Origin of the sequence: Bacillus salacetis, assembly GCF_049177075.1 — a bacterium.
Lineage (GTDB): Bacteria > Bacillota > Bacilli > Bacillales > Bacillaceae_B > Rossellomorea > Rossellomorea salacetis_A.
On the sequence record NZ_CP185377.1, the window covers coordinates 1,554,751 to 1,567,296 of the forward strand.

The 12,546-nt window shown below is 42.7% G+C and carries 13 protein-coding genes; all 13 read left to right on the forward strand.

The genetic code is table 11. The features are described from left to right. Positions 1-45: 45 nt before the first annotated feature. Positions 46-720, forward strand: coding sequence for a flagellar biosynthetic protein FliO (locus ACOJQI_RS07880; protein ID WP_421384607.1), 675 nt, complete (start codon positions 46-48; stop codon positions 718-720). Continuing rightward, positions 713-1,378, forward strand: a complete 666-nt coding sequence (fliP, locus tag ACOJQI_RS07885) for a flagellar type III secretion system pore protein FliP (RefSeq protein ID WP_421384609.1) — start codon at positions 713-715, stop codon at positions 1,376-1,378. Before ACOJQI_RS07880 ends, fliP begins: the two co-directional genes overlap by 8 nt. A 13-nt stretch (positions 1,379-1,391) precedes the next feature. Continuing rightward, positions 1,392-1,661 carry a flagellar biosynthesis protein FliQ gene (fliQ, locus tag ACOJQI_RS07890; protein WP_421384611.1) on the forward strand — a complete coding sequence of 90 codons (270 nt, stop codon included), beginning with the start codon at positions 1,392-1,394 and terminating at the stop codon, positions 1,659-1,661. Positions 1,662-1,665: 4 nt separating this feature from the next. Next, a complete protein-coding gene (gene fliR / locus ACOJQI_RS07895; RefSeq protein WP_421384613.1) occupies positions 1,666-2,442 on the forward strand; it encodes a flagellar biosynthetic protein FliR in 777 nt (258 codons plus the stop codon). 1 nt (position 2,443) lies between these two features. Next, entirely contained in the window at positions 2,444-3,526 is a 1,083-nt protein-coding gene (gene flhB / locus ACOJQI_RS07900; RefSeq protein WP_421384614.1) for a flagellar biosynthesis protein FlhB, read from the forward strand. A gap of 25 nt (positions 3,527-3,551) precedes the next feature. Next, positions 3,552-5,588, forward strand: a complete 2,037-nt coding sequence (gene flhA, locus ACOJQI_RS07905) for a flagellar biosynthesis protein FlhA (protein ID WP_421384616.1) — start codon at positions 3,552-3,554, stop codon at positions 5,586-5,588. Then, positions 5,585-6,736: a flagellar biosynthesis protein FlhF gene (flhF, locus tag ACOJQI_RS07910; protein WP_421384618.1), complete on the forward strand. Its 1,152-nt coding sequence runs from the start codon at positions 5,585-5,587 to the stop codon at positions 6,734-6,736. Before flhA ends, flhF begins: the two co-directional genes overlap by 4 nt. Further along, a complete protein-coding gene (locus ACOJQI_RS07915; protein WP_421384619.1) occupies positions 6,733-7,602 on the forward strand; it encodes a MinD/ParA family protein in 870 nt (289 codons plus the stop codon). The genes flhF and ACOJQI_RS07915 overlap by 4 nt, the downstream gene beginning before the upstream one ends. Further along, positions 7,603-8,685, forward strand: a complete 1,083-nt coding sequence (locus tag ACOJQI_RS07920) for a protein-glutamate methylesterase/protein-glutamine glutaminase (RefSeq protein WP_421384620.1) — start codon at positions 7,603-7,605, stop codon at positions 8,683-8,685. A gap of 15 nt (positions 8,686-8,700) precedes the next feature. After that, positions 8,701-10,776 carry a chemotaxis protein CheW gene (locus ACOJQI_RS07925; protein ID WP_421384622.1) on the forward strand — a complete coding sequence of 692 codons (2,076 nt, stop codon included), beginning with the start codon at positions 8,701-8,703 and terminating at the stop codon, positions 10,774-10,776. Positions 10,777-10,791: 15 nt separating this feature from the next. After that, positions 10,792-11,232, forward strand: coding sequence for a chemotaxis protein CheW (locus ACOJQI_RS07930; protein ID WP_421384623.1), 441 nt, complete (start codon positions 10,792-10,794; stop codon positions 11,230-11,232). Positions 11,233-11,340: 108 nt separating this feature from the next. Beyond that, entirely contained in the window at positions 11,341-11,976 is a 636-nt protein-coding gene (locus tag ACOJQI_RS07935; RefSeq protein ID WP_421384624.1) for a chemotaxis protein CheC, read from the forward strand. Next, entirely contained in the window at positions 11,973-12,470 is a 498-nt protein-coding gene (locus tag ACOJQI_RS07940; protein WP_421384626.1) for a chemotaxis protein CheD, read from the forward strand. The genes ACOJQI_RS07935 and ACOJQI_RS07940 overlap by 4 nt, the downstream gene beginning before the upstream one ends. Positions 12,471-12,546 lie beyond the last annotated feature (76 nt).

Below are 12,546 nucleotides of genomic sequence, written 5' to 3' on the forward strand. Positions count from 1 at the left end.
ACTGCAGGTACATCAAAGCATGAGAATTAGGAGAAGGTGCTTTTTTTGAGGAAGATAATTAGGAATATTTTTTTCATTGTTGCTCTAGCAGCTGCTCTGCATATGACTGGGAACACACAGGCATATGCAGAGTTTGATGGTACTGTTAAAGATTACTGGGAACAACCCGAAGAGAGTAATGAAAAAATAACGCCTGCAGAACAAGAGAGAAATGAAGTTGTTGTTTCAGAGGCCTCGACAGGTGTATCGGCAATGGATTATTTGAAAATGATTTTTGCACTTGTTTTTGTTATTGCATTGATTTATTTCTTACTTAAATTCATTAATCAAAAGAGCAAATCATTTCAACAGACAAAATTAATTCATAACCTTGGCGGCACGACATTGGGGGGGAACCGGTCAGTTCAGCTTGTAAAAGTAGGTGAGAGAATACTGATTCTTGGAGTCGGAGAAGACATCCAGCTTCTTAAAGAAATTGATGAAAAAGAAGAAAAAGACGATATCCTCGCATTTTATGACGAAAAATCTCAAGGACTTCAACAGCAGAAGGATATGCTGTCACAATGGCTTGGGAATAAGACCGCGTTTAAATCGCAGGTGGAAAAAGAAGACAGCCAGTCGTTTCAGAGCTTATTGAAATCTCAGATTGATGATATAAGGAAAGGCAGAAAAAAGATGCTTAATGACTTAAACAACAGGGAGAAAGATAAAGATGAATGAATTCATGGAATTTTTCAATTCGGCCTCGCCGGATTCTGTGTCTACTTCAGTTAAGCTCCTGCTTCTTTTTACTGTACTATCCATTGCGCCGGGAATCCTGATTCTGATGACGTCCTTTACAAGGATTGTCATCGTATTATCATTCGTGCGGACCTCCCTGGCAACCCAGCAAATGCCGCCTAATCAGGTTTTGATGGGACTTGCGCTGTTTTTGACTTTTTTTATAATGGCACCGACATTCCAAGAAGTAAATGAGACAGCTCTTACACCACTATTCAATGATGAGATCAACCTGGAACAGGCATATGAAAATGCCGCCGGACCTCTCAAGGACTTTATGAGCGAGCATACAAGGCAAAAGGATTTGGAGCTATTCCTGAACTACTCTGGTGCCGAGCGACCGGAATCAATCGAAGATATTCCGTTGACGGCGATGGTTCCGGCCTTTGCGCTCAGTGAAATCAAAACGGCTTTTCAAATCGGGTTCATGATTTTCATCCCATTTCTTGTCATCGACATGGTGGTAGCAAGTGTTTTGATGTCTATGGGAATGATGATGCTTCCTCCGGTCATGATTTCTCTGCCGTTTAAAATACTGCTGTTCGTACTGGTGGACGGCTGGTATCTTGTTGTGAAATCTCTTCTTCAAAGTTTTTAAGTAGGTGAAAAATATGAATGCTGAATCGGTTATTGCTCTGGCAGAAAGAGGAGTTTATACAACATTGGTTATATGCGGGCCTTTGCTGCTGCTGGCATTGGTCGTTGGTTTGGTTGTCAGTATCTTTCAGGCAACAACCCAAATCCAGGAACAGACATTGGCTTTTATACCGAAAATCGTTGCTGTTCTTGTGGGCGTTGTTTTTTTTGGACCTTGGATGCTGACAAAATTGGTTACCTTTGCATCTGAGATATTCTCGAATCTGAACAGATTTGTAGGATAAGGGTATGGAAGAATTGATCCCGAACCTTTCAATCTTTTTATTGGTTTTCATGAGGGTATCGGCGTTTTTCGTCACGCTGCCTCTATTTTCATACAGGTCGATTCCTGCTCAGCACCGCCTGGGGTTTTCAGGTGTGATCGCCTGGATAATGTATTACACAATTGATTCCGCTCCTATCGCCATTGATGCAGCTTATATATTGTTGGTCATGAAAGAAGCCCTTATTGGGCTGTTAATTGGGTTTGCAGCCTATATGATCATCTCGGCCATTCAGGTAGCAGGAAGTTTCATAGATTTTCAAATGGGATTTGCGATTGCTAACGTAATTGATCCTCAGACTGGGGCCCAATCTCCGCTTGTGGGACAGTATTTATATACTTTTGCACTGCTCCTATTACTTGCTTTGGACGGGCATCACCTGCTTCTGGATGGAGTTTTTTACAGTTATCAATTCATCCCGATTGATCAGCCCTGGATTCCTCTTGGAAATGAGAATGTTGCTGAGTATGTGGTGAAAACGTTCAACTCCGTCTTTATCATTGCTTTTCAAATGTCCATTCCGGTTGTGGCGACACTGTTTTTGGTAGATGTGGCACTGGGAATCGTCGCACGGACTGTACCGCAGCTGAATATATTTGTTGTCGGTTTTCCGATAAAGATTGCTGTAAGTTTCCTTGTGCTATTTATTGTACTTGGAGCCATGATGACGCTGATGCAGCAAATGTTTGAATTGATGATGTACACAATGAGGGATTTAATGAAACTTATCGGAGGCGCTTAATGTGAAATTGCTTTCCCTTGATCTGCAGTTTTTTGCAGGTGAGAAAACTGAAAAGGCCACACCGAAAAAACGACAGGATTCAAGGAAGAAAGGGCAGACAGCCAAGAGCCAGGATGTTAATACAGCTGTCATCTTACTTGCTGTATTTTTATTTTTGACTTTTAGTGCGTCTTATATCGGCAACGTTGTTTTTGACTTATTCCGCATCTCTTTCCAGGACTATATGATGATGGACTTGACGCAGGAATCATTCATGCTGATCGTTATGGAAGTGCTGCAGCAAGTTGCGATTTTGCTTGGGCCCATTATGCTTGTTGCTTTATTGGCTGGTATATTCTCGAATTATATACAGGTTGGGGTGATGTTCACTTCAGAGCCACTGCAGCCCAAACTGGAAAAAATCGATCCAATCAAAGGGGCAAAACGGATATTCTCGATAAGAGCGATCGTAGAATTGTTGAAATCGATATTGAAAATCGGATTTGTCGGCGCCATTACTTTTGTCATCCTATGGATGAATATAGATGAGGTGCTTGGGTTATCTTTTAAGTCCATCCATGACTCCCTGGCGACGATGGCATCTCTGACTGTTCAGATGGGGATTGCCGCTTCGTTGGCATTGTTGTTTTTATCCGTTTTTGACTATCTATATCAGAAATATGATTTTGAAAAGAATATCCGGATGTCTAAACAAGATATCAAAGATGAACACAAGAATACTGAGGGAGACCCTTTGATCAAATCAAAGATCAAGCAAAGGCAGAGGGAAATGGCCATGAGAAGGATGATGCAGGAAGTGCCTGAAGCAGACGTGGTCATCACCAACCCAACCCACTATGCCATTGCTTTGAAATACGATGAAAATAAATCAGATGCTCCTTATGTGGTTGCCAAGGGAGTGGACTTTTTGGCACAGAAGATCAAATTTATTGCCGGAGAGAATGATATCATCATGGTCGAAAACAGGCCATTGGCAAGATCTTTATATGACAGTGCTGAAATCGGCGACACTATTCCGGAAGAGTTCTTTAAAGCGGTAGCCGAAATTCTGGCTTACGTCTACCGGATGAAAAATCAGCTGTAAAGGCTGAAGATAGGGGGGAATGCAATTGTCAGCAAGAGATTTATCCGTACTATTCAGTGTCATCCTCATAGTAGCCATGCTTATCATTCCTTTTCCGCCTTGGCTGTTAAGTGTCCTGATCATTATTAATATTTCCTTGGCATTACTAGTGCTTCTTACTTCAATGAATATGAATGAGCCGCTGCAATTTGCCATCTTTCCATCCCTGTTATTGTTATTGACATTATTCAGGCTGGGCCTGAATGTATCAACGACCCGTTCCATCTTGAGTAACGGGGAAGCAGGAGATGTCGTAGAAACGTTCGGAACCTTCGTAGTCGGCGGTAACGTTCTCGTGGGTCTTGTTGTTTTTATTATTCTAATTATTATTCAATTTATCGTTATCACGAAAGGTTCAGAACGTGTTTCCGAGGTTGCAGCACGTTTCACCCTTGATGCCATGCCGGGGAAACAGATGAGTATTGATGCCGATCTGAATGCCGGTATCATCTCCGAACATGAAGCAAGGGACCGCCGCGAAAAGGTGAGCAGGGAAGCAGACTTTTACGGAGCAATGGATGGTGCTTCCAAGTTCGTAAAAGGGGATGCAATCGCCGGAATCATCATAGTCTTGATGAACTTGATCTTTGGTATCATCATCGGTATGACCCAGCAGGGGCTTCCTATCGGTGAAGCTGCAACAAGGTATTCCTTACTGACAGTCGGAGATGGCATAGTGAGTCAGATACCGGCACTGTTAATTTCCACTGCCACTGGTATTGTCGTCACAAGAGCAGCTTCGGATGGAAATCTTGGTAAAGACATCATCGATCAGCTTCTGGCTTTTCCCCCTATGTTATATGTAGCAGGGGGAACAATCTTCCTGCTGGGATTATTTACACCGATCAATGACATCCTGACAATTCCGGTAGCTGCTGCACTTGGAGTTGGAGGCTATATGCTGTCAAGAGCGCCGAAAGAAGATGAAGAAGACTTGATTGAAATGGAAGAAGAAAGAGAACAGGATGAAATGAAAAGTCCTGAGAGTGTGGTTAACCTCCTGAATGTGGATCCAATCGAGTTCGAATTCGGATACGGTTTGATTCCTCTGGCAGATGCCAATCAAGGGGGAGATCTTCTTGACAGGGTCGTGATGATACGGAGACAGCTTGCTATAGAACTAGGATTAGTTATTCCGGTTGTACGTATCAGGGATAATATTCAACTGCAGCCGAATGAATATAGATTGAAAATCAAAGGAAATGAAATGGCAAGGGGAGAGCTGCTTCTCGACCATTACCTGGCAATGAGCCCGGGGGTGGAGGACGAGTCTATCGAAGGAATTGATACCATCGAGCCTTCCTTTGGCCTTCCTGCTAAGTGGATCGGGGAAGACATGAAGGAGCAGGCGGAAATTTTCGGTTACACCGTAGTCGATCCTCCATCAGTAGTTTCAACCCATATTACTGAAGTCATTAAGAACAATGCGCACGAGCTGCTTGGCAGACAGGAAACTAAACAGCTTATTGACCATCTTCAGGAATCCTATCCGATTTTAGTCGAAGAAGTGACTCCAAATCCGTTATCAGTTGGAGAAGTTCAGAAAGTACTTGCAAAATTATTAAGGGAAAATGTATCGATCAGAAACCTTCCAATCATCTTTGAAACATTGGCAGACTATGGAAAGATGAGTACAGACACTGAATTATTGGCAGAATATGTGCGCCAGGCGTTGGCACGGCAGATCACGTCTCAATTTGTCGATCAGGGAGGGACTCTTAAAGTGATTACCCTCTCAGGCAGAATAGAAAAAATGATTGCCGACGCTGTCCAGCAGACAGAGCATGGAAATTACTTATCTATGGACCCGAACGATTCCCAGCGCATACTTGAGGCACTGGCATCTCAGGTGGAGCAGTTATCCATGATGGAGGAGTCACCGATCATCTTATGCTCTCCTGCCATCAGGATGTATGTCCGTCAGTTGATTGAACGGTATTTCCCTCAGGTTCCGACGCTTTCTTATAATGAGTTGGAAGCAAATGTAGAAGTCCAAAGTTTAGGGTTGGTGAATATTGAATGAAAGTAAAAAAGTATACAGCACCCTCCATGCCTGAAGCCATGAAGAAGATAAGGGGAGAACTGGGAGAAAGTGCGGTCATTTTAAATTCAAAGGTCATTTACACTGGAGGGGTCCTTGGTTTATTCAAAAAGAAAAACATTGAAGTGATTGCTGCTGTCGATCCAGTTTCTAAACAGGAGAAAAGAGAGAAGCGCAGCAAGAATTATCAGAATAAACCTGAAGAAAAAGCTGCTCCATCTGTTATGAAGAAGGAACCAAAGGTGGATGATGGCAGCAGTCCACTCCAGTTAAAAAAGGAAATATCCGAACTTAAATCGATTGTACAACAATTAAAAATCAATAATGGTTTTGAACATTATCCGGTAAACATCCGTCATCTCCTTCTTTTTCTTAAAGACCAGGAAGTGGACGAGAGGTATATTCATGAAGCAGGGGAGCATCTTATGAGTCTTTGTGAAGGAGAAGATGCCTTATCAGCTCCTGAGTTGAATGCTGCTGTTTCAAGATTAATGATGAGCAAACTCGAGATTCTTCCTTTTGGAGGAACCAGTTATAAGAAAAAGTATGTGAATGTAATAGGGCCAACAGGGGTTGGCAAGACGACTACCCTCGCGAAAATGGCTGCAGAAGCAGTTTTGGAAAAACGGAAAAAAATTGCATTCATTACAACTGACACATATCGGATTGCGGCCATTGAACAATTAAAGACTTATGCACAGCTATTGAATGTTCCGTTCGAAGTGGTGTATAAACTTGCTGATTTTCAAAAGGCGATTGAAAAATTCAGTGATTATGATGTGGTCTTCATCGACACAGCCGGAAGGAATTTTAGAGAAGAGAAGTATGTACAGGATCTGGCAAAAATGATTGACTTTGAAAATGATATGGAAACATTCCTTGTGTTATCAATGACTGCAAAAGAAAAAGATTTAAATGAAATTATCAATAACTTTTCCACCATACCCATTGAGAAATTCATCTTCTCAAAAATAGACGAAACGTCGAGTTACGGAACCATGTATAACATTATAAGATCCCGCGAAAAGGGAGCAGCTTATATTACCGCGGGACAGAACGTTCCGGAAGATATATCGGAAGCATCTCCAAAAGGAATTGTGGATCTGGTGATGGAAGGTAAGGAAAAATGATAGATCAAGCGCAAGGGTTACGATTGAAAATTCTTGAATCACAGCAAAGAAGCGCAAAGACAATAGCAGTGGTCAGCGGAAAGGGAGGGGTTGGCAAATCGAATTTTGCTGTAAACTTCTCCCTTGCATTGCAAAATAAGGGCAGGAAAGTCCTGTTATTCGATATGGATATTGGAATGGGGAATATTCATATCATTTTAGGCAAACAGCCTGATAAAACGATTACAGACTTCATAAACAACCCGGAAACGAAGATAGAAGAAATCATCTTCACTGACGGAGACGGGACTTCCTATATAAGTGCAGGAAATGGTCTTCATAATATAGTGGAATGGGACGATATTGATATTGAGAGACTGTTAAATGCCCTTTCATCGCTTGTTCATTCTTATGAATATATTGTTTTTGATATGGGGGCAGGAGCTGCACATCATACGATGGAATTACTGATGGCCGTAGATGACATTTTTGTTGTGACAACACCTGAACCAACAGCAGTGACAGATGCGTACTCCATGATGAAGTATATTTATATGAAAGATAAAGAGAAACAATTCTATCTCATCTGCAATAGAGCGGAAAGTGAAAATGAGGGAATTGATACACTAAACCGGTTGAAGCTGGCGATGGTTAAATTCTTAAACAAGGAAGTGTATCTTTTTGGTGTTCTGCCTGAGGATAGGGCCGTTCGGAAAGCAGTCACTCAGCAAGTCCCGTTACTGACTTCCTTTCCGCAATCTGCCATATCCTTGTCGATCTGCCGTGTACTTGAACAATACCTTTCCGGTAATACCACATACACATCTTCAGAAAAAAAAGGATTCATTTCAAACTTGAAAAGGATTCTGTTCAGGAGGAACGGTTGAATGATTCGGAAAAAAGTCCTGGTGGTTGATGATTCAGCCTTTATGAGAAAACTCATTACGGATTTCCTGTCCACCTCACCGGATTTGGAGGTGGTGGGGACGGCACGGAACGGGAAAGATGCTTTATTGAAAATCGAAAAATTTGCTCCCGATGTAGTGACATTAGACGTTGAAATGCCTGAAATGAATGGAATAGAAGCCTTGAAAATCATTATGGAAAAACACCCCTTGCCGGTTATTATGCTCTCCTCGACAACGAAAGAGGGAGCCGAGAATACCATCACAGCCATGAATCACGGTGCAGTAGATTTTATAGCAAAGCCTTCAGGAGCCATTTCGCTTGATTTACATAAAGTTAAAGAAGAGTTGGTCGCCAAGGTATTGAATGCCGGCAGTATTTCAATAGCCAGGCTTTCCAGAGATAGTAAAGAGAAGAATGGGATATTTAACGCAGTGTCTGAAGCAAAGGCTCCAAGCAGCAGCACCTTGCCCCCATGGAATCAGCACACGGATAAAATCATCTGCATTGGTACTTCTACAGGTGGTCCGAGAGCCCTGCAGCAGGTTGTGACCTCTCTCCCTTCGGATATACAGGCACCAATTCTTATCGTCCAGCACATGCCGCCGGGCTTTACTAAGTCACTGGCAAACAGGTTGAATTCACTTTCCAAAATCACTGTAAAAGAAGCTGAGCATGGAGAGGTGTTGGAGAAGGGGACAGCTTATATCGCACCCGGGGGTTTCCATCTGAAGGTAGAGGAAAAAAGAGGCGGATTAATGGCGGTATTGGACGACTCTGAACTCCCGCGGAGCGGTCATCGCCCTGCTGTGGATGTCATGTTTGAATCAGTCAGCGAAATAACAAATTATGACAAGATTGCCGTTATTATGACAGGCATGGGTTCTGACGGGTCCAAAGGTCTGGTAAAATTGAAGGGGAATGGCGCTGTTAAGTCAATTGCAGAGGCAGAAGAATCCTGTATTGTTTATGGGATGCCAAAAGCTGCCGTTTCTACCAATCTTGTAGATGAAATCGAATCCATAGAAAATATAGCCGGATGCATTATGAAGTATATGCCCTAGAGAGGTGTGGAACTCATGGAAATGAACCAGTATTTAGAGGTGTTTATTGAGGAAAGTAAAGAACATTTGCAAACGTGTAATGTACAATTGCTTGAACTTGAAAAGAATCCTGAAGACCTGTCGATTGTTAATGAAATATTCAGATCTGCTCATACCTTGAAGGGGATGGCAGCTACAATGGGTTACGAGGATCTGGCCAATCTGACCCACCAGATGGAAAATGTCCTGGACGCTATCCGAAACAGCAAAATCAAAGTATCATCGCTCATTCTTGATGTTGTCTTCATGGCTGTGGACGACCTGGAAGCAATGGTTTTTTCCATTGCAGAAGGTGGAGATGGAAAACGTGAGGTTTCAGAAATTGTCCAAAAGCTTGCAATGATAGAAAAAGGGGAATCTTTAGGCAGCCTTAAAGCCATGGATGAAGCTGCTGCTGCCGTAATGGAAGCTGAAACAGCCGTTACTTATCATCCTGAATATGATCAATTTGAGCAGACGGTCATTCAACAGTCAAAAGAACAGGGTTTCCAATGTTATGAAATCTCTGTAACTCTGAGAGAAGACTGTCTCCTGAAAGCTGCCAGGGTCTTCATGGTTTTTGAAGTTCTGGAAAAGTGCGGAGAAGTAATAAAATCAATTCCTGCTGTAAATGTTTTGGAGGAAGAAAATTTCGACCAGAGCTTCCTGGTAAGCATTGTTACGATAGAATCTCAAGAAGACATCAAGAACAAAATCCTGAAAGTTTCAGAGGTACATAATGTTAGTGTCCGCCTGGTTGAACTGGAGAAGGGAAAAGAACAGCCTTCTATTAATCATGATATAAACGTTCCTTCAAGGCAAGAGATGCCGGAACGACAGCCGAACAAAATGGAAGAAACATCGGCACTTCACAATGCCAAAAAGGACGAGAGGAAAGAACCTGCTCCTTCCAAGCAAGCAGCCGCAGGAAATAAGACCATCAGGGTAAACATAGAACGCCTTGATATTCTAATGAACCTGTTTGAAGAGCTTGTCATAGACAGGGGAAGGCTTGAACAAATCTCAAATGATCTTAATCATCCAGAGTTAAATGAAACCGTTGAAAGGATGTCAAGGATTTCAGGAGACTTGCAGAATATCATTCTTAATATGCGAATGGTGCCTGTAGAAACGGTGTTTAACCGATTCCCTCGGATGATCAGGCAGCTTGCAAGGGATCTCAACAAAAAGATTGAGTTGGAAATCGTCGGGGCTGAAACAGAATTAGACCGGACAGTCATTGATGAAATCGGCGACCCTCTTGTTCACTTATTGAGAAATGCCATCGACCATGGAATCGAGACTCCTGAAATCCGCAGGCAGAATGGAAAGCCTGAAGAAGGTACTGTAACGTTGAAGGCATACCACAGCGGAAATCATGTCTTTATTGAGATTTCAGATGACGGCGGCGGAATCAGCAGGGAGAAAGTGTTGAAAAAAGCAGTCTCTCAAGGAGTTGTAACGGAAGAAACAGCTTCTTCTCTACCTGACCGTCAAGTATATGAACTAATCCTGGCATCCGGTTTTTCAACAGCCGAAACGATCTCTGATATATCAGGCAGAGGTGTAGGACTGGACGTTGTAAAAGCAACAATAGAATCATTGGGCGGTTCAATTACAATTGATTCCGAACTGGGTGAAGGAAGCACTTTTTCGATCCAGCTGCCGCTTACGCTGTCCATTATTTCGGTCATGCTGGTTGAAGTGGAAAAAGAAAAGTATGCAATCCCATTATCCTCCATCATTGAAACCGCCATCATTAAAAAGGAAGATATCTTGAACGCGCACAACCAGAAAGTAATTGACTTCAGGGGAAAAGTCGTCCCGCTGCTATTCTTGGAAGATGTATTCGAAGTGGCTAAACGAGAAGAGGATGAGTTCCACTCTGTTGTCATTGTCCGAAAAGGAGACAGAATGGCCGGTTTGGTTGTTGATTCATTCATCGGCCAGCAAGAGGTAGTTTTGAAATCACTTGGGAATTATCTTACTGATGTATTTGCGATTTCGGGAGCAACTATCCTTGGTGATGGCCAGGTAGCTCTAATTGTAGATTGCAACGTATTAATCAAATAACGGGGGGCAGCGATAATGAGTGAAAATGCTACAGCACCTGCTGACTTAAAAGTGATTGTTTTTCAACTTATGGAAAAAGAGTATGCAATACCAGTCAGCCAAGTACGTTCTATTGAGAAAATCCAGCACATCACCCGTGTCCCGAAGGCGGCGCGTTTTGTAAGGGGAGTCATCAATCTGCGGGGAGTCGTTACTCCTGTCATTGATTTAAGAAGCCGCTTCGATCTTCCTGAAAAAGAGAATTCAGAGGATACAAGGATAATCATTGCTGGTTTTAATGATATGGAAGTCGGACTGGTAGTGGATGCAGCCAACGACGTTCTCGATATTCCTGCTGAAGCTGTCGAAGCCCAGCCGGAGGTCGTCGGAACAGTAGGAGCTGATTATATCAGCGGTGTTGCCAAACTGGAAAAGCGGCTTCTTGTCCTCTTGAATCTGGAAGCAGTCTTAAACTGAAAAATATCATACCCGTCCACACAAGTTTACCAGGCAGCAGCAGACACAGCTCTCTCCTTGCCTTTTCCGTAAATAAACAATAAATCTATTAAATTGGGGTTTGGAATAATGGGAATTGACCAAAAGGTAACCAGCCTTCATCTGGATATACTTAAGGAAATCGGCAATATTGGTGCAGGGCATGCGGCAACTGCTCTTTCAACTCTATTGAATAAGAAAGTTGATATGAAAGTTCCTCAAGTCAGAGTTGTTTCGTTTGATGAAATGATGGAAATGGCTGGAGGTCCAGATAATGTAGTTGTCAGCGTGTTCCTGCGTATTGAAGGGGATGCTCCTGGAAGTATGTTTTTTGTTCTCCCATTAACACAGGGTTCCCGCTTCATACATCAGATGACAGGGGAGAAAGACTTTTCTTTTGAGCGGCCGCCGTATTCAGAGCTTGGATTATCAGCCATGCAGGAACTGGGCAATATACTTTCAGGTTCGTACCTTTCATCACTGAGTGATTTCACGAATTTGAACATCTATCCATCGGTCCCTGCTCTATCGGTCGATATGGCAGGAGCCATCATAAGTTATGGTCTATTGGAAGTTTCCCAAACCAGTGACAACGCTATTGTGATTGATACCGCTCTTAAAGAGGATGAGTTGGCTGAAGCGGAAAGTGTTAAGGGCCACTTCTTTTTGCTGCCTGACCCGAAATCGTTTGATATCATTTTTAAATCACTGGGAGTAGAATCGTGAATCTTATTCAAGAAGTAATAAGAGTTGGTATAGCGGACTTGAAGATCGTCAAAGGCGGCCAGTCGGTCAGGACGTCAGGACTGGGTTCCTGTGTAGGAGTCGTCCTCTATGATGAGGGGGCTAACCTTGCGGGGATGGTGCATGTCATGCTTCCCTCTTCTAGCTTGGCGAAAGAAAACAATTTCAATCTGGCTAAATTTGCTGATACAGGAATCACTGAGTTAGTAAGGCTCATGATTTTCCATGGAGGCAGGCTCAGTCGTTTGAAAGCAAAAATTGCGGGTGGAGCACAAATGTTCCAATTTACTTCCGGCTCTGAATTAATGCGGATCGGACCAAGAAATGTGGAAGCTGTGAAAATAGCACTCGGACAATTGGGAATTCCTATAGCAGCTGAGGATACAGGGGGCAATAACGGAAGGACCATTGAATTTCATCTTGATACTTGTTTATTGAATGTACGTACCGTAAATAAGGGAACCAAAGACATTTGATGGCAGGTTCAATATCAAAAATTTTAAAATATAGCACGAGTTATAAATACAGCCAATCTTGAATACCGGGAGGAGG

Coding starts and splice junctions, on each gene's coding strand:
- fliP (WP_421384609.1), top strand. CDS start 713: ATGAATGAATTCATGGAATTTTTCAATTCGGCCTCGCCGGATTCTGTG.
- fliQ (WP_421384611.1), top strand. CDS start 1,392: ATGAATGCTGAATCGGTTATTGCTCTGGCAGAAAGAGGAGTTTATACA.
- ACOJQI_RS07920 (WP_421384620.1), top strand. CDS start 7,603: ATGATTCGGAAAAAAGTCCTGGTGGTTGATGATTCAGCCTTTATGAGA.
- ACOJQI_RS07930 (WP_421384623.1), top strand. CDS start 10,792: ATGAGTGAAAATGCTACAGCACCTGCTGACTTAAAAGTGATTGTTTTT.
- ACOJQI_RS07925 (WP_421384622.1), top strand. CDS start 8,701: ATGGAAATGAACCAGTATTTAGAGGTGTTTATTGAGGAAAGTAAAGAA.
- ACOJQI_RS07935 (WP_421384624.1), top strand. CDS start 11,341: ATGGGAATTGACCAAAAGGTAACCAGCCTTCATCTGGATATACTTAAG.
- flhF (WP_421384618.1), top strand. CDS start 5,585: ATGAAAGTAAAAAAGTATACAGCACCCTCCATGCCTGAAGCCATGAAG.
- fliR (WP_421384613.1), top strand. CDS start 1,666: ATGGAAGAATTGATCCCGAACCTTTCAATCTTTTTATTGGTTTTCATG.
- ACOJQI_RS07915 (WP_421384619.1), top strand. CDS start 6,733: ATGATAGATCAAGCGCAAGGGTTACGATTGAAAATTCTTGAATCACAG.